Source organism: Pseudomonas sp. GD03842, from assembly GCF_029841165.1.
Taxonomy (GTDB): Bacteria; Pseudomonadota; Gammaproteobacteria; order Pseudomonadales; family Pseudomonadaceae; genus Aquipseudomonas.
In genome coordinates this window covers 13265-29313 of the sequence record NZ_JAOCEA010000023.1, presented here as the reverse complement: position 1 = coordinate 29313, position 16049 = coordinate 13265, and the positions used below count along the sequence as shown (strand labels likewise).

Genomic DNA, 16049 nt, shown 5'->3' with positions numbered 1-16049 from the left:
GGCGGCTAACACGGCGATGATGGTGATGGTGAGCCAGATGCGGTTGGTCATGCTGCCTCCTTGCTGCGTACAACTTCGAAGAACTTGATGAGCGCCCATTCCGGTGGACTTGTTTGTCTGTGGCGTTGGGCTTTCTCGGCGTTTAGTGGCTTGGCTACTGAGGCCATGTACTGCTCTTGCTCGCTGCGGTGCATCAGGTTCTTCAAATACTCGTCAACCAACTCGGTGGCGCTCATTGAGCCGGGGTGAGAATGCTTGATGCCAGCACGCAAGTAGCGCTTGTATGTTTCATCCCCAAGCCCTGCCAAGATGATTTTGTGAAACTCAAACGTGCTATAGCGGACCGCACCGTGCTTGCAGCAAATGAACAGTTCGGCACCCCCAACTCCTGGGTAGCAAAAGTCCATATCGCCGCACGCAATCACAACCGGCTTGCCTGTTGACGCGCCGGCATCTGTGGCTTTTTCTATCTCAACCTGAGTAGGTCGCGGACCTTTCACCTCGACAAATATTCCTGCGCCAGGCAGGTAAAAGTCGGGTAAGTAGTAGCCATGACGAGTGCTAACCAAAGTTGGCTCGTAATGCCAGTCAATGCGTAGGGCATCCATCATTCCCGCCCAACGAGTTTCGGAGTTCGAGCGCATCAGATAGCCGTCTTTCTCGAATATGGTCTGCTTCATGCTCGGCCACCCTTGAATGAGCTCATCATTGAGCGTGCTGATGGCCGTACGGGCTGGGCCGGCTGAGTATCGGGCCGGTCATAGGCAGACACATCTGCATTGACGAATCGCGCGAATTCCCCCTGAAACTGGAGAGCGCATTCGCCTGGTTGGGCGTGCCGCACCTTCACAACGTCCACGTCCGTGATGCCCCTGCCTCCCCGGTCTGGATCGCTGTCGCGGTGTGCCATGATGATGACGTCCGCGTCCTGCTCGATCTCGCCGGAGTCGCGCAAGTCGCTCATCTTCGGCTTCGGGTCCGCACGGTTCTCGATGCTGCGATTGAGCTGGGCAAGGACAACGACAGGTATTCCAAGCTCTTTGGCCAGGGCCTTGAAGCCGCGGGTATAGGAGCCCAATTCAAGGTTCCGGTTCTGGATCTTGCTGTTCGGATCTGTGGCAATGAGACTCAGGTAATCGACGACGATGAGGCTCAGTTTTTTGGCTCGGTGTTGAAATCTGGCAATGCTGCAGATGCGCGAGAAGGTGAGCGCGCCTTTGTCACAGATCCGCACGTCAGCCTGGGAAAGTTTGGCTACAGCGACAGTCAGCCGCGCACTGGCTTCTCCGTCCTCCAAAGCCTTACCAGTTTCGATCAGCTCTTGGCTAACGGCTGATTGGGAAGACAGAGAACGCTTCGCCAGTTCTTTCGTTGGCATTTCCAGCGAAAACACCAAGGAAGCGCCGCCCTTTATCGCAACCCGGTCGGCGATGCTGGTGCCTAGAACCGTTTTACCGGTGCCGGGACGGCCGGCAATGATGACGAGGTTCCCGGGTCGTAGAGTTCGAACGATCTTGTCAAGATCGACCAAGCCGAAGTCCTCACCCATGACCTGAGTTCCCGACAGGCGCTCTTCCATGTCGTCAAATACTGGGCCTAGCGCCTGCTTCATCGTGACGACGTCCGGTGTTTCCTCCTCGGCGCTGAGATCCATTATCATCGCCTGAGCGGCTGAAAGCTGCTGAGGGACACTCCCGGCGCTCATTGCCATGTTCATGATGTCATTGGCGACTTGGTACATCTGGCGAGCTTTGGAGCGCTCTCGAATGATCTTTGCAAAGTGCTTAGCGTTTGAGGTCCCGCAGACGTTGCGCATGATCTCGACGGCGTATACGAAAGTGCTGTCTCCGCTTGGCAGCTCCGCCCGCAGTTCAGACAATGCGAATGGGTCCGGAGAGACCTGCTTCGAGTGGCAGCCAAGGATCAACGAGTACAGAGCACCGTTGCACTCGTTGCCGAAGTCCTCGGCGCCTAGAAATGCGCCAATGTCCTCACACAGGCTGGACTCATGCATCAAAGCGCCCAGTACGCCGTGCTCTGCTTCGAGAGCGATCAGGGGGCGTTCCATGGTCATCATGCCCCCTCCAAAACGCGCAGCACGTTCTCTTCGCGGGTCAAGAACTCAAGGTGTGCACGCCAGCCGCGGTCGTTTTCACCAGTCCAGTGTTTGTTGGTCAGGCAGTCGTTGAAATAGCCTTCCCAGAACTCACTCTTGCGGAATGGCTTATCGCCGTTGATGTCCAGATTCCAGCACTTGCGGATGTTGGCCTTGCGCTTGTCGTTGAGCTTGAGGCACTGAGGCAGCTTGTCACCGCAGATGCGGTTGTACAGGTCCTGAATGCGGTTGAAGGGAATGCGTTCGGCTTTGCTGGCCTCGGGTTGATCAGGACTGGTGCTGTCCTGATCTTTCGCTTCAGTCTCGACTTCGGTGGCTGTCGGCGCGACAGCGGCGACAACTGCGTTAGCAGTAAGATTTGTATTTCTTTCTTTTATGTGTGTAATTTCCAACACGGTGGCATGTGTCTTTTTTACACTCTGTGTAGATTTCAACACGGTTCTTTTTGGGTCTAGTTTCCACTCGTTGCATGGCAGGAAACTTATTGGATCTCGGCTTCCTCCGTCGCGATACAGGACGCGCTGACGGATCAGGTCGTTGATGGTCCGGGAAACGTTTGCACGCTCCTTCTCGGCCGCCTCATCGCTGCCGTACATCATCTTGGCGATATACAAAGCTGCAACCTTCACAGCGCCCTGGTTGTACCCAGCAGTCAATCGGTGAATAGCCAAGGCTACACGCAGCTCTCGCCCTGACAGATCGGCCCCGATAAGGGCCTCGTACAAGTCATTGTCCATTCGGGTAAACCCCCTGGACTTGTCAATTGAGACGATGTTTGTCATGATTCCTCTCACTTCTGATGTAGCAATGAGCCGGGGCGCAATCCCGGCTTTTTTGTGTCTGCGATTTGGCAGAGGCCCTCTGGATTACCCTTAAGAGTCCCTGCCTGAGGCCCTCATTGGGGTCACCAGTTGAAGGACCTGGGCCTTCTTCCTTCCAACCTCGGAAAGTGCGCCACTCGCGATGGCGGTCTCCGTCATTTCGTTGATGGCCCGGCTGAAGGTCCAGCCATTGGTGCGCATCAACTCCTCCACCTTCTTCCGCGTCGTGGGCGGCAGCTTTTCAAGCTCAATGGTCATTCGGCCCTCCAAAGGGGCTTCAGCCCGCGATATCTTCTTGCTTGTCCTGCATCAGCTCTTCGATCACACCGTTCGCAACGGCCCACTCGATGATTTCGTACAGATAGGTCGCGTGCTGCATGCAGGTCTTGGTTGCGGCTTTACGCAGGATTCGGTCGAGCACTGGCTCGAAGCGAACCTTCACCGGGATGGCGCGTTTCTGATTGGGGTCCATGTACATGCGGTGTTTCCTTTGTGGCTGATGAAGTGGTTAGGCGGCAGAAAGGGAATCGACCGGATAAAGGTCCGGACGAAGCTCATGGCGGGAAACGCCAGTAGCTTTTTCGATAGGGAGTGCCTGGCGTGCGGGTACACCCCTGGCCTTCCAGTAGGAGACCGCCATAGGGGTCACGCCCAGCAGCTCAGCCAGCGCTTTGCCGGAGCCTGCCGCGAGGATTGCGCGTTCAAGGGGTGTAGGTTTCATAAACAAATCCGCCGTCGGCGAGTAAACACTAGTCAACGATACGTTTATTTAATAAACAACACAAGCCCGGTAAACTTTGTGTTTATGACTAATGAGCATTCAGGCGATCGCCTTAGAAAATTCCTTGAAACCAAAGGCCTCACGCCGAGCCAGTGCGCTGCGACGCTTGGGGTTTCAAATCAGGTATTGAACAATTGGTTTGTGCGAGGTGTGCCTGCCGGGAAAATGTTCACCATAGGCCCCCTGCTAGGCGTCAAGCCTGACTGGCTTATGACCGGTGAAGGCGATCCGGACTATGAGTTCTCAACAGCAGCCAAGGTCTTTGCGGAAGATCAAGATCGGTTGTCAAACGCCACTCTGGACGGCCCAATAGATGTCTGGGATGACGACACCCCTCTGGCAAATGACGAGGTATACGTGCCTTTCCTCAAGGAGGTGGAATTGTCGGCAGGAAGCGGGAGGACGGTTGTTGAGCAGTCAAGCAGTCGCAAGCTGCGCTTCGGCAAGCTCACACTGAAGCGCCAGAACGTACAGGCCAGCGAAGCTGTTTGCGTCACTGTCTCTGGAGACAGCATGGAGCCTGTATTGCCTGACAAGAGCACAGTCGGTGTCGACCAGGGTTCAACCACGATTGTTGATGGAAAAATGTACGCCCTGGACCATGGCGGACAGCTGCGGGTGAAGATTTTGCAGCGGCTACCTGGGGGCGGGATACGGCTACGGAGCTATAACCGTGATGATTATCCAGACGAGGATTACACCGCCGAGCAGGTCGCAGAGAACCAGATCGTCATATTGGGACGGGTGTTCTGGTCAGCTGCGCTGTGGTAGGCGCCAAATGGCCGAGGTCGGTGCTGGCTTGATGGCCTGGATGCAAAAGCTAACAGGCAGCAATCTCTGAAGGGTGAGGAGCAGTTCCAGGATGGTTTCGAAGAATCTCATACCCTACGCGGAGGCTATGAAGGGCATCAATACCCAGAAGCAATGGTTCGGCGGCGACCGCATTGAGTGGGTCATGACCAGTGTTCACAAGTGGCCTGCAACGCACAAATATCGCGCGACGCTGATGATTGGGGATAGGACCCTGGAAGGGCTGTTCGTCCAGCTCGAATACAAAGCGGGGAAGATTGAAGGCGTTCCCGAGCATCTTTACTTCGGCCTTTTTGTGATGAACAGTCGATCTTTTGCGGTTGACGAAGGCGGATTCACTCGACATCGGAACAAGGTTGGAATGGGCCTTCCCTACTATCAGCAGACGATAGGCCATCCTCATATGCACATACCGGTGATAGAGTCCTCTTATGGTTACGCTGAGCCAATTCCCAGAGAGTCCGCCGAACAGCTCTGGCAGCTATTCCTGAAGCGTGCCAATATCGACGGCGCACCTAGACTGAATTTACCTGATGAAATAGGCCATGATGGCCAATTGAGGTTGCTATGAATTGCGCAGACCTTGGAAGCGCACTCGCCCTGAAATGCATCCCTGTTAGCGATAGCGTTATCTACATGGAAAGTCACGTTTCTGTCCCATACGACGGCAACCTTATAGGTGCATACGTAGAGGACATAGGCCGTGGTCGAGTTCGCATTTCCGACAACGCTGACACGCTATTCAATGCCATGACAGTCGGAATCCAGCCAACTGCAGCGAGGGGTCGGAAGCTGGCCGTGATCGCAATGGAGAACCACGTCCAGCTTTCCGACGATGGAGAGCTGTTCGTTGCGTGCGACGAAGCTGAGGCTCCTTTCTACCTGACCCAGCTAATCGATGCGGCGACTGCGATCAGCCATCACTGCAGCCAGTGGGAGGCCGCAAGCGAATCCCGTTTTGATCGTTTGATATCCGCCGCTTTACGGAAGACATTTCCGGGCAAGGTCAAAAGGGATTACAGGATCACAGGAGCTAGCGGACATCAACTAAAATTCCCTTTCGCTATCGATGTCGATAAGGCAGAGATTCAGGTTGTGCAGACAATCAGCGCCGTAGGTGACGCGCCTTATTGGCCGTCCGTTTACCAAGCGCTTGGTAAGATGATTGATGTAAAGAATGCCATTCCTAGCATCCGTCGAACGGTAATTTTTGAGAAAGCAGCCGCAAACGAGCTGTCTAAGGCGTCAGCTGCGCTAGCTGAGTGCGCATCGGTACTGGTTTACAGTTCGCCTGCACAGCTTACCTCCGCTCTCAGCGCTGCCTAAAGTCCGCTTTCCTCACTAGCCCGGCCCAGCGCCGGGCTTTCTGTATCTGCCGCCTCTACTCGGCTTTCCACGTCGTCCACGACCGCCCTGCCCTGGCCGTTAATTGACCTCAGGCCGGGGTAAGCCTGCATCACCCCCATTCCCCTCGCGGGCATTGACCTGCGTCGCGCTCCTACAGCGCCCGCCTGGCTAAAACCCAATCTGCATAGGTCCTGAACCGCTGATGCCTCGATGGCCCTCCTGCTCGCTCCTACAGATAGCCCGCCGTTGCGCGGGCTTTTTATCGCCTGCGTAAACAAAATAAACAAAATGTGTTGACGTGTTTATAAACGTGTTGTTTACTAAACCCATCGCAGCGATTCACCGCAGCGAAGGGCCTCAAGAGACCCGCCGCTCTTTAACAACCAGCGCCATGAACGACTACCCGGCCAAACCGGTTAGGTCACTCCCGGCACCATCGGTGGGAGGTCAGTAAACCGAAGGAAACAAACCGCTGCGCTTGTGAGGCGACCGGCGCCAGATGAAAGTCATTGAGGGGCTGATTCTGGCGAGGTGATGACCGAACCGTGCGAATGACCCTGACGGGCGCATTGAGTGACAAGACCAGATTTCACTGGCAGCCCTTCTCGCGAGGGGCTGACGGGAAATCAAACGCCCTGGAGGGCAAGACGGATGGACGTATCCGACCAAGTTGCAATCGACATGACCACGTTCGACGGCGAAACCGTAGAAGTCACCATCCGCAAAGAGACCCGACGTCTTCCTTGCAAAAAATACGACCTCGGCAAAGGTCGCGAAATGGTCAGCATCTACGGCACTGCTGGCCGCTACGCCACTGGCACCAAGGATTGGCCCGCTACGCTTGAGCATCGCATTGACTCTTGCGACGGCAAGCAATGGATTAACGCCCGTTTCGGCTTCGACAGCCGCTCGGGCAAGCACAGTCAGCGCCCTACGGTCTTTTTCAAGTAACCAGCCCGCCACCCACGCGCCCCTTAACTGGGGGCTTTGTTGGCAAAACAAAATGCTCACTGGGGTGTGCTTTACACAAGGCATTCAAGAGAGTGCCCATCGGGAAGTGATCTGAACCGCCAGCAGACATTAAGGCGTTGGCAACTAGCCGAGACACGAGGGTTCGCAACCTCGGGAAGAAAGCGAGACCACGACCAGGCAGTGAGCAATCACCGGAGCGTGGCTTGAGGGGGCGCACTCTGAGGCGCAAAGCGGGGCTTGCCTTCCGCACAGATCACTTCACCGATGCAGATGAACCGCAGTAAGCGGGAAACGCCAATTCTTCCCCGGATACCTAATCGCGGCTACAGAGCTGAAAGCGCGACAAGGTGAATAACGCCAGGATCAGGAATGGTTCGCTAGTCCTGACATCTGCATCACCCCATTCGACAGGTAGCCACTGCCTTCCCAGTGAGCGAGCAATAGGAGATTGCGATGAGTGATTGGACTAGTGCTTACGAGGCACTGCCGCCAGCAAAGCCGGACGATCATGAGCACAGTAAAGATGTGCTTGCCTATGTGGTCGGGCTCGGTGGCTATTTTCGGATGCTGACTGTTTTCTACAGCCACGCAGAAGAGGAATGGTATCTAGACGATGGCGAATCCATGCAAGCAGGTGAAACAGTGAAGCACTGGATGCCTTTACCAAATCTGCCGTAACGCCCTTTCCCCACCCCACTTCCCCTCCCGAACACACACCGACTGCTCCATCCCCGCTGCCCATCGGCGTTAACGCGTTCTCGATGGAGTAGTCGTGTGTGTTTGGTTAATCAGCAAGGAGATTGAAATGAGCAAGCAGCCTTCAAAAATCCTTTACGCCCAAGACTTTCCACGAATCGCAGCTTGCGGGCCACATGTTGGCGGGGGTTTCAACTCCCGAGTGCAGGGCGTCGAGTTCTATAGCGCTACCCGCGGCTCGCATCAGTTTGAGCGAGGCGAAGGTTGGTACGCGGCTGATGAGATGATCGCCACGGGACAGATCTACTTTGTTCACCCATTCCCTCACAAGAATTGCAGGTCGTCTGGCTTCGTCTACGGCGGAACTTGGGCTTGCAACGAATGCAGGACTGACGGCTTCCAGAAGCCTTGGTGGAATGTCCGCGTCATGAAAGACGGAAGCGCGTGGTGCGTAGTTGGCGAGGGCTTCGAAGACCTGCAGATATCTGACAACTACGCATTCGGCGACACCCGCGAAAGCGCATTGGAGGCTTATGCCTCGATCATGAATGCGAAAACTGCATAACCCAATCCCAGACCGCATCGACAGGTGCCTGCGAGCTTTCACGGCTCAGGTTGGTCACCTGCGCGGGCACCTTTCAATGCGGTCTCACAGCGCCTAACGGAGGCGATCATGAATGCATTTGCGAAAGCACAGTTCGAGTTCGATAACCGCCTGCCGCCTCCGGTAAGCGAAGACGACCTTGCCGAAACGGAATGGCTTGACGCCAACGCCGAGCGGTTGATGGACGGCAACGCCGTTGAGTGGGGCTATCGCAAGTCGGACAAGGGTTCGGTTACTCCTGCCCAATTCGCCGACGCGGTCCAGCAGCACTTGGTGCAGCGACAGATCGACGGCGAGGACAAGCGCGACGCCTTCGCCCAGTTGGTTATCGCAAATCTGGTGTGGGGCTCGCGCTTCGACGGTCGGGCAAATGCCGAATACCTGATGGGCAGTCGTACCGCTCTCAAGCAAATCGCTGTCGAGCTACTCCTTCCTCACGCCGAGCGCGCGGTGGCTCTTGATCAACAATGGCAACGCGAATCAGAGGAGTGCGGATTTTGAGCCCTCACATCCTGATAGATAACGCCCTGGAGGGCATGAGCGAACCTGATTGCCCTCCTCTGACCGAAGTCAACGTGATGCGGATCATCACCACCCTGCACCGTGACAATGCAATCACCAACGAAGAGCTCGCCCATTACTGCGAACGCCTGTATCGGGCAGTAGAGCGCCGGGCAAGGAGAGCGGCATGAATATCGATTGGACCAAGGCGCCGAAGGGCGCGACGCATTTCGTGATTAGCGCAGAGCACCGAATCGCTTCTGGGTGGTATCAACAGGACGGCGTCAAGATGCGCGATCTTGCTCGGGAGGGTGAATACGCCTTCAGGATTGATGATTTGCACGAAGGTCGGATGCTTCGATTGGTTCCTCGAATTGAGCCATGGAACGGCGAAGGCCTGCCGCCAGTTGGGACGGTGTGCGAGTTACGTGCTCACAAGCTGACCGAGTGGAGCGCGGCAAAAATCGAATTCGCATACCGCAACGTAATTGTTTGGGATTGGATTGGAGAGCCAAGCATTAATGGGCTCTGCACCGCTTACTCTCACAATGTCGAATTACGCCCCATCCGCACCGCCGAGCAGATCGCGGCGGAAGAGCGTGAGGCTGCAATCTGCGCAATGATGGAAGTTTGCAGTGAATTGCCATGTCGCCAAAGCTGTGAAGACCTATACGAAGCCGGTTACCGCAAGCAGGTGCGGCCATGACCACTCGAATCGTTCCATCCCTGATCGACGACCAGCTAGAAGAGATCAGCGCTCACAACCTGCGCGAGGCATATCGGCTAGCAGAAATGCGCGGCTACTTCGGTCCCCCGGTTGAGCAATACGCAGAGCCCGGCTATCGCGGTCGCGTTCTACAGGTCCTTCGGTACCGCGTTCAGCAGCAACAATCCTCGCAGTAACCCTACCCCATTCAATCGCAGCGCCCCGGCAACGGCATGGCGCGGGAGACATTCGCATGAGCAACGCCGTTGCCGTGATTGCGCAAGACATCTACAGCACCAGAGATTCGTTCTCGTCGGTCCTGACCGATCGATCGCTTAACTTCGAGCGCGAGGCTGAGTTTGCAATCCAGACCATCACTGCCAACGATTATTCGATGAAGCTGGCCACGCAGAATCGTCAGTCTGTAATCAACGCGGTTACCAACATCGCGGCGATCGGCATCAGCTTAAACCCAGCAAAGAAGCAGGCATACCTGGTACCCCGAGACGGAAAGATATGCCTCGACATCAGCTACATCGGCCTAATGGATCTGGCCATGGCCACAGGCGCAATTCGCTGGGCCCAAGCCGAGCTGGTTTATGCGAGCGACAGCTTTTCGCTAAATGGATTCGACAAGCCACCTACCCATTCCTACAGCCCGTTCTCGAAAGACCGGGGCGAAGTAGTAGGCGTTTATGTGGTTGTGAAGACCGCCGATGGCGATTACCTCACAGAGACGATGAGCATCGACGAAGTAAATGCCATCCGTGACCGGTCGAGCGCCTGGCGCGCGTACGTGGACAAGAAAAAGTCCTGCCCATGGGTGACCGACCCGGGCGAGATGGCCAAGAAAACTTGCGTGAAGCGTGCTTACAAGTTTTGGCCCAAAACGGAACGCCTGGAGGAAGCAATTCATTACCTCAACACCGAGGGCAATGAGGGACTCCAGCCATTAAACAAACCGGTCAACGACCCTGATCTGGCACGCCAGTGGGTAGATCAGGCGGTTAATGCGCAAACCTTAGACGCGTTGCAGCAGGTATGGCAGGCAGGACTTGCCGCCATCAAGCAGGTCAAGGACATGGCCGCCTACAGCCAGCTCAAAACAGCTGTGGAGAAGCGCCGCTCCGAATTGGCTACGCCTGAGCCAGAACCCATAGAAGGTGAAACCGTATGAAGATCATCGAATGTGAACAGGGTAGCGTCGAGTGGCATCAGGCTCGGGCCGGCTGCATCACTGCCAGCATGTTCGAGACGGCGCGTGCCAAGCTCAAGACGGGAGCTAGCAAGGGGCAGCCCACAGCTGCCGCCTTGGACTATGCCTTCAAGCTGGCCGTCGAGCGCATCGGTGGCGAGCCGCTAGATGGCGGTTTCGAGACATGGCAAATGAAGCGCGGGCACGAATTAGAGCCCATGGCGCGGATGGAGCACGAAATTCAGACAGGCCTGATCGTCCAGCACGCAGGGTTCGTGACCACCGACGACGGCGCATTCGGGGCCAGTGCTGACGGCCTTATCGGCGAAGACGGAGGTTCGGAGTACAAGTGCTTCCTGGCGCCGGAAAAGCTGCGCGCCTTCCACATCGACAACGACGCCAGCGGGATCATAAATCAGGTGCAAGGCTGCATGTGGATCACGGGCCGCAAGTTCTGGCACGTCGGCATGTACTGCCCGGCCCTGGAGCCAGTCGGCCGCCAACTCTGGTGGCAAGAATTCAAGCGGGATGACGACTACATCGAGAAGCTCGAAGAAGACCTCTGGCAGTTCAAACTGCTGGTCGACGACTACGAGCGGAAGCTTAGGAGCAAGGCAGCATGAGAGGCGTAAACAAAGTAATTTTGGTCGGAACCTGTGGGCAAGACCCAGAGGTTCGCTATTTGTCTAACGGGAATGCAGTTACAAACCTGAGCCTGGCGACCAGCGAGCAATGGACCGACAAGCAAGCCGGCCAGAAGGTTGAACGCACCGAGTGGCACAGGGTGTCAATGTTCGGCAAGGTGGCCGAGATCGCGGGTGAGTACCTGCGCAAAGGCTCCCAGGTCTACATCGAGGGCAAGCTGCAAACCCGCGAATGGGAGAAGGACGGCATCAAGCGGTACACCACCGAGATTATCGTCGATATGCAGGGCACCATGCAGCTGCTCGGCGGCAAGCCTCAGGACGGCCAGCAGCGCCAGTCCCATCCGCAGACCAGCGCTGCAAGGCAACCGGCGCCTCGTCGGCAAGAAGCTGCACCGCAGAGTCAACAGGGAGCGCAGCCGGACTGGGACAGCTTCGATGACGACATTACATTTGCACCTTTGCCCTACCTGGCTGGTGCGTGATGCACGCCCGTGAATCAAATGACCCAATCAGCGTGATCAAGTACGCAACGATGATGGCCGGATGCAGCAGGCAGGCATGGGCTGTGTACGCCATGCCAGGACACCGCCTGATTGCTCGGCCATACACCGGTGCGCGCTACCAGCTGATTGAGGTTTGCCATCCATGAAGCGCATCAGCAGGCTTGTCGCCCAGCGGAGACGGCAGGAACACATTCATTTGCCAGCAAGCGGATTGATCGGAGGACGTCATGGCAGCGAAGACGCCAGCCCAGCGGCAGCAGGACAAGCGCGACCGGGACAAGATGTCGAAGGAGGAACGCGAGGCGCGCCTTCTGTCACGGCGCATCGTCACGGACCTTTATCACAACGATGACGCAGCGCTGAAGCGGGTCATGGCCAGAGCCGATATCGAGGAAGAGCAGGACATGATCTCCCGCCTGATCCGCGGTGCAGACCGCATGCCTGATGATCAGCTGAAAGATCACATTCGTATTACGTGACGCATCGCCGTGACGCTATCCGGCCCCATGCCGGTAACCACGTATAGCCCACCAACAACCTATTAGCCACCGAACGTTCGGAGAGGCCTTGCTATGTCCGATTCATTTCAACACCGTCAATTGGTCAAGGCGCGGAAGCCGCATCGGTGCGAAAGCTGTAGGCGCTGGGTTAGCCCTGGAGAACGCTACGTGGCCATGGCCGGGAAGTGGGATGGCGACTTTTACTCAGTGAAGCTTTGCCAAGGCTGCGAGTCGCTATGGGAACTCATCTGGTCTGTCGAAGGTGAGTGCGCCAATTGGCTTGATGATGGCGTGGCCTTCAACGAAATCATGGAAGTCGGCGAGGAGATGGGGCTGGTCTGCTCGGTGTCGATCACCCCGCCGCATCAGCCGCTACCTCAATCTCATTGATGGCCGCAGGCACGTAAGCTGAATCGTAATCCTTGTGCTGAAGCAACCCGTCGATGGATGCTTCCGTCAGTTCGTCAACGTTGAGGCCCTGCCTCCCTGCAGCGATCAGCACCGCCTTCAGCGCCAAAATCAAAGCTCTTTCCCTGTCTTCGCTCATGACCGTTCCCTCCCTGTGGAGCATTAAGCGTAGGCCATTTTCCAACTTTGAATCACGCCACTGGCGAGGGTCAGCCATGCTCGACACCGTCCAACAAGTCAAAGCAACGGTTCTGCTGGGCCATGACGGCCTGCACCGAATCAGCCTTCACCGGCTACCTCAGGTACATCTCACCCCTGCACAGGCCCAGACCATAGCCAGGGAAATCAACCAATACGCCATCGACGCCATGCGTGCTGATGGGGATAGGGAGGAAGGGAAATGAATCAACAGTGGAAATTGGTGCCGGTCGAGCCGACCAAGGAAATGATTGCGGCGTTAACAAATGCGCCACTTTATCAGGAGTGGTCAGCAATACTGGCGGCCGCCCCATCGCCACCTAAACGCAACGCGCCAGTAGCCATAGTCAATGATTCGGACGATGGCTTGTTCGTTGAGATTCTTTTCGGCGATAACGGGAGCAGCCTAAAGTTTGGCGATAAGCTCTATGCACATCCAGTTGATGTGGCTGCTACCGCCCCTGTGCCGCCTGCTGGCGATGAAATCGAAGTGCTGGCCTTTCTTACTGCCGGCGGGCGTGCTTTGTACTTCCCAAATCCACTTATCGAGTTGGCTGATGGCGACATCGAACTGGTAGACCGCGCCCACGTCACCCGCCTTCAGGCCAAGGTCGCAGCCCTGCAAGCCCGCCTCACGGTTGCCGATCAGCGGGTTGATGATCTGCAATCCGAGCGTGACGACCTCAATGATGACCTTGAGGCGGCCATTCTTGAAGCTCAAGACTGGCATCACAAACACCAAACTGCGCAATCCGATCTGACCAAGGCGCGGGAGTTGCTAAACGCAGTCAGCGCTTACAGTCAGGAATTTCCTGAGTCTCTTGAGGAAGATGTTGAAGCATTTCTCGCCCACCAATCCGCGCCAGCCGCGAAGGATGGTAGGTGATGGATATCGGAGACGTTGTGTTAATGGCCGGGTTCACTGCGCAAGGCCAGGGGTGTTCGGCTTCTTTCAAGCCGCCAAAGGGGCGATATGCCGTCTTTCTGTTGTTGGGGGACGCGGACAAGAAGGATCCAGAGACTTTCGATTGCGAGGCAGCCTTGCGCGCTATGGGTTGGGTTCGCGAAGACGAGGTGAAACCATGACCAACAAACCCGAACTGCTGCCGTGTCCGTTTTGCGGTGGAATCCCTGTAATCACGAAACACCACAAGGAAGAGATATACAGCTTCATGCACCGTTGTCCGGTGGTCGGCACTATTTCCAGAGACTTCCGCGAGCGGGCTCAAGATCATGCAGATATGTGGAACACCCGCGCCGCCCCTGCCGACGATATCAGCCCAGTGATTGATGAGCCGGTGGCATTTAAATACGTGAATCCGGATATCCCCTGGCCGTTGTTCTACGAAAAGAAACAAGACGACCGAGGGAAATGGGAAGAAATCCCACTCTACCGCCACCCGCAGCGCCCGGTCGTAACGCCTGATCGCATGGACCTCCGAAGCTGCGACGGTTCACAGACTTATGAGACAAAGGCCTGGAACGCCTGCCTCGACGAGTTCAAACGCCTCAACCCCTAACACCCCTCCCCACCCTATCCATTGCCTGCTGCGCCTATGCGCGGCGAGGACGAAGTCATGACTGAAGAAAAGCAGAAGATCATTCAATTGCCGGTGGAGCGCGACGAGTACGGCCAGTGGACTCACCCAGCGTGGCCGGATGACGGCGAAGAAAGTCAGCTTCCCTACAGTTGGTTTGCCGAGCACGGTCTTGAGTTCTGGATCGTCGAAATGGAGAACGACGGCCCGGAAGAATTAGTTGCGGCATGGTTTGGCACTGGGGAAACCGACTGTACGCCGTGGGAGCCGACCAAACCAGCCGGCGAAGGCTGGTTCATTTTCTCGATCCATGACACTGAAGACGGCCCGATCTGTGTCTGGGTGCGGCCGCTGGTGACGCCATGACCATCACCCGCATCATCAAAGGCCCATACCGGCAACATGGCTACTGGTGGGTTGACGTCGAGTGCGGCGGGAAGATTCAGCACCTGATGCGCCGAACAGAAGACCAGGCCAAGGCCATTACTGCTGGGCAGGAGGCGGTATGAGCGAATTCACAACTTTGGTCGTACGAGGACTCAGCGCCCACCCTCGAAAGGTGGTCATTGAAGGTGTCGAACATGAGGTTCTGTGCTCTTCGGATGGGCACATTCCGGCGCAGGTCGACGAATTGGATCATTTCGTTAACTGCGCCCGCGCAGGCGACCTTGATGGAATGAAGCGGAAAGAAATCCGCAGCCATGCTCAGGCCGTAAAAGAACTGTCGATCTCAATGCGCAGCAAGGGGTATGAATGATGCGTCTTCTCGTGGTCGGCTAACCGCCAAACTCAGTAACCCCCTCCCCATCATCCACATGCCTGCCCAAGCGGCGGGCGAGGTATCGCTATGTCTGTGAATAACCTGCAAGAGCTGAAGGCTCTGGCAATAGCAGCGAAAATTGACTGCGGTGATTACGTGGCGTTGAACGATTACGGCATGGCTATGCCTCCTGCCGTGACCATTGGCCTGATCGAAGAGATCGAGAAACTAAGGGCTGCTCTCGGAAAGAAGTCGGCTACTGCATGGCGAATAGTCGACAGGAAGGGTAAGCGCTTCACCGTTTATCACGAGGGCCTCGCTACTGCCATCGCCGAAATGGGCCTAGCTGTTACGCCCATGTGCGACCTCCCACCCGCTGGCTGGGAGTGTAGCCGTGAGCCTGGGCATCCAGGACCATGCGCAGCTTCAGAAGCGCATCCTCAACCACTCAACCCCGCATAGACCCGGAGGTAGCCAACATGAACACAGTGTTTTTGCTGATGGCCCAGTACAGCGGCATGGCGATCATTCCTCTGGAGAGGGTGTGCGCCGATTACTTCAGCCACCTGACGCCGGAGAAGATGAAGATGAAGGTGGCGGCCGGCGAAATTGACCTGCCACTGGTGAAGATGGAGAGCAGCCAGAAGTCAGCGCGCGGGGTTCACTTGAACGACCTGGCCGAGTACCTTGATGCTCAGCATTCGAAAGCCAAATCGGAGCACAGCAAGCTGATGGGAAGATCCCTGCGGCGCGTGTCCTGAAACCCCGATAAAGCCCTTTCCCCAGCGTCATTGCTTGAATTTTGCTACAGCAAGCAGCGATTGCACTCTAAGCATCTGATCTATTTGAGATTATTTTCTCGGTAGACCCGATCCATCATCGGCGCGACAGAAAATAATCTATTCATAAACCCTTGGTTTTCAATGAGTAAAGGCGAAACGATTGC

28 protein-coding genes are annotated in these 16049 nt (G+C 56.3%); 21 read left to right on the top strand and 7 right to left on the bottom strand.

From position 1 onward, the window contains the following. Positions 1-47: 47 nt before the first annotated feature. The 6 genes from N5D61_RS24565 to N5D61_RS24540 form a co-directional block, all read right to left on the bottom strand. Positions 48-680: a hypothetical protein gene (locus N5D61_RS24565; protein ID WP_279894515.1), complete on the bottom strand. Its 633-nt coding sequence runs from the start codon at positions 678-680 to the stop codon at positions 48-50. Continuing rightward, on the bottom strand, positions 677-2077 hold the full coding sequence (locus N5D61_RS24560; protein WP_279894514.1) for a DnaB-like helicase C-terminal domain-containing protein: 1401 nt from the start codon (positions 2075-2077) through the stop codon (positions 677-679). Before N5D61_RS24560 ends, N5D61_RS24565 begins: the two co-directional genes overlap by 4 nt. Beyond that, positions 2074-2898: a replication protein gene (locus N5D61_RS24555; protein ID WP_279894513.1), complete on the bottom strand. Its 825-nt coding sequence runs from the start codon at positions 2896-2898 to the stop codon at positions 2074-2076. The genes N5D61_RS24560 and N5D61_RS24555 overlap by 4 nt, the downstream gene beginning before the upstream one ends. 90 nt (positions 2899-2988) lie before the next feature. After that, positions 2989-3195, bottom strand: a complete 207-nt coding sequence (locus N5D61_RS24550) for a hypothetical protein (RefSeq protein WP_279894512.1) — start codon at positions 3193-3195, stop codon at positions 2989-2991. Positions 3196-3214: 19 nt separating this feature from the next. Then, the gene (locus N5D61_RS24545) at positions 3215-3415 is read right to left on the bottom strand and encodes a hypothetical protein (protein WP_279894511.1); all 201 of its coding nucleotides are present in this window, start codon (positions 3413-3415) and stop codon (positions 3215-3217) included. Between the two features lie 30 nt (positions 3416-3445). After that, positions 3446-3658, bottom strand: coding sequence for a YdaS family helix-turn-helix protein (locus N5D61_RS24540; RefSeq protein ID WP_279894510.1), 213 nt, complete (start codon positions 3656-3658; stop codon positions 3446-3448). Between the two features lie 84 nt (positions 3659-3742). On the opposite strand from N5D61_RS24540, the gene N5D61_RS24535 reads away from it, so the two are divergent. From N5D61_RS24535 to N5D61_RS24470, 14 genes are all read left to right on the top strand, one after another. Then, positions 3743-4489: a S24 family peptidase gene (locus tag N5D61_RS24535; protein WP_279894561.1), complete on the top strand. Its 747-nt coding sequence runs from the start codon at positions 3743-3745 to the stop codon at positions 4487-4489. Between the two features lie 127 nt (positions 4490-4616). Continuing rightward, complete coding sequence (locus N5D61_RS24530) at positions 4617-5099, top strand: hypothetical protein (protein WP_279894509.1); 483 nt, start codon at positions 4617-4619, stop codon at positions 5097-5099. Next, positions 5096-5854, top strand: coding sequence for a DUF1828 domain-containing protein (locus tag N5D61_RS24525; RefSeq protein ID WP_347881586.1), 759 nt, complete (start codon positions 5096-5098; stop codon positions 5852-5854). The genes N5D61_RS24530 and N5D61_RS24525 overlap by 4 nt, the downstream gene beginning before the upstream one ends. Before the next feature lie 672 nt (positions 5855-6526). Beyond that, positions 6527-6826 (top strand): hypothetical protein, encoded by a 300-nt coding sequence (locus N5D61_RS24520; RefSeq protein WP_279894507.1) that lies wholly within the window; start codon positions 6527-6529, stop codon positions 6824-6826. Positions 6827-7300: 474 nt separating this feature from the next. Continuing rightward, positions 7301-7525, top strand: a complete 225-nt coding sequence (locus N5D61_RS24515; RefSeq protein ID WP_279894506.1) for a hypothetical protein — start codon at positions 7301-7303, stop codon at positions 7523-7525. A gap of 127 nt (positions 7526-7652) precedes the next feature. After that, positions 7653-8108, top strand: a complete 456-nt coding sequence (locus tag N5D61_RS24510) for a hypothetical protein (RefSeq protein ID WP_279894505.1) — start codon at positions 7653-7655, stop codon at positions 8106-8108. Positions 8109-8216: 108 nt separating this feature from the next. After that, positions 8217-8648 carry a hypothetical protein gene (locus tag N5D61_RS24505; RefSeq protein WP_279894504.1) on the top strand — a complete coding sequence of 144 codons (432 nt, stop codon included), beginning with the start codon at positions 8217-8219 and terminating at the stop codon, positions 8646-8648. Next, positions 8636-8839, top strand: a complete 204-nt coding sequence (locus N5D61_RS24500) for a hypothetical protein (RefSeq protein ID WP_347881585.1) — start codon at positions 8636-8638, stop codon at positions 8837-8839. Before N5D61_RS24505 ends, N5D61_RS24500 begins: the two co-directional genes overlap by 13 nt. Then, positions 8836-9354 carry a hypothetical protein gene (locus tag N5D61_RS24495; protein WP_279894502.1) on the top strand — a complete coding sequence of 173 codons (519 nt, stop codon included), beginning with the start codon at positions 8836-8838 and terminating at the stop codon, positions 9352-9354. Before N5D61_RS24500 ends, N5D61_RS24495 begins: the two co-directional genes overlap by 4 nt. Continuing rightward, positions 9351-9551: a hypothetical protein gene (locus tag N5D61_RS24490; protein ID WP_279894501.1), complete on the top strand. Its 201-nt coding sequence runs from the start codon at positions 9351-9353 to the stop codon at positions 9549-9551. Before N5D61_RS24495 ends, N5D61_RS24490 begins: the two co-directional genes overlap by 4 nt. A 56-nt stretch (positions 9552-9607) precedes the next feature. Beyond that, positions 9608-10531, top strand: a complete 924-nt coding sequence (locus tag N5D61_RS24485) for a recombinase RecT (protein WP_279894500.1) — start codon at positions 9608-9610, stop codon at positions 10529-10531. Next, positions 10528-11172 (top strand): lambda exonuclease family protein, encoded by a 645-nt coding sequence (locus tag N5D61_RS24480; protein ID WP_279894499.1) that lies wholly within the window; start codon positions 10528-10530, stop codon positions 11170-11172. The genes N5D61_RS24485 and N5D61_RS24480 overlap by 4 nt, the downstream gene beginning before the upstream one ends. Next, the gene (locus N5D61_RS24475; RefSeq protein ID WP_279894498.1) at positions 11169-11678 is read left to right on the top strand and encodes a single-stranded DNA-binding protein; all 510 of its coding nucleotides are present in this window, start codon (positions 11169-11171) and stop codon (positions 11676-11678) included. Before N5D61_RS24480 ends, N5D61_RS24475 begins: the two co-directional genes overlap by 4 nt. 248 nt (positions 11679-11926) lie before the next feature. Further along, positions 11927-12178: a hypothetical protein gene (locus N5D61_RS24470; protein ID WP_279894497.1), complete on the top strand. Its 252-nt coding sequence runs from the start codon at positions 11927-11929 to the stop codon at positions 12176-12178. A 373-nt stretch (positions 12179-12551) separates the two neighbouring features. Here the strand turns inward: N5D61_RS24470 and N5D61_RS24465 are convergent, their stop codons facing one another. Beyond that, positions 12552-12746, bottom strand: a complete 195-nt coding sequence (locus tag N5D61_RS24465; RefSeq protein WP_279894496.1) for a hypothetical protein — start codon at positions 12744-12746, stop codon at positions 12552-12554. 76 nt (positions 12747-12822) lie between these two features. Here N5D61_RS24465 and N5D61_RS24460 point away from each other — a divergent pair, with 76 nt between their 5' ends. From N5D61_RS24460 to N5D61_RS24430, 7 genes are all read left to right on the top strand, one after another. Then, complete coding sequence (locus N5D61_RS24460) at positions 12823-13011, top strand: hypothetical protein (protein ID WP_279894495.1); 189 nt, start codon at positions 12823-12825, stop codon at positions 13009-13011. After that, the gene (locus tag N5D61_RS24455) at positions 13008-13691 is read left to right on the top strand and encodes a hypothetical protein (RefSeq protein ID WP_279894494.1); all 684 of its coding nucleotides are present in this window, start codon (positions 13008-13010) and stop codon (positions 13689-13691) included. Before N5D61_RS24460 ends, N5D61_RS24455 begins: the two co-directional genes overlap by 4 nt. Before the next feature lie 196 nt (positions 13692-13887). Further along, positions 13888-14325 (top strand): Lar family restriction alleviation protein, encoded by a 438-nt coding sequence (locus tag N5D61_RS24450; protein ID WP_279894493.1) that lies wholly within the window; start codon positions 13888-13890, stop codon positions 14323-14325. A gap of 57 nt (positions 14326-14382) precedes the next feature. Continuing rightward, a complete protein-coding gene (locus tag N5D61_RS24445; RefSeq protein WP_279894492.1) occupies positions 14383-14709 on the top strand; it encodes a hypothetical protein in 327 nt (108 codons plus the stop codon). Continuing rightward, positions 14706-14852 (top strand): hypothetical protein, encoded by a 147-nt coding sequence (locus N5D61_RS24440; protein WP_279894491.1) that lies wholly within the window; start codon positions 14706-14708, stop codon positions 14850-14852. The genes N5D61_RS24445 and N5D61_RS24440 overlap by 4 nt, the downstream gene beginning before the upstream one ends. Beyond that, positions 14849-15100, top strand: a complete 252-nt coding sequence (locus N5D61_RS24435; RefSeq protein ID WP_279894490.1) for a hypothetical protein — start codon at positions 14849-14851, stop codon at positions 15098-15100. The genes N5D61_RS24440 and N5D61_RS24435 overlap by 4 nt, the downstream gene beginning before the upstream one ends. Before the next feature lie 482 nt (positions 15101-15582). Then, positions 15583-15864: a pyocin activator PrtN family protein gene (locus N5D61_RS24430; protein WP_279894489.1), complete on the top strand. Its 282-nt coding sequence runs from the start codon at positions 15583-15585 to the stop codon at positions 15862-15864. Positions 15865-16049 lie beyond the last annotated feature (185 nt).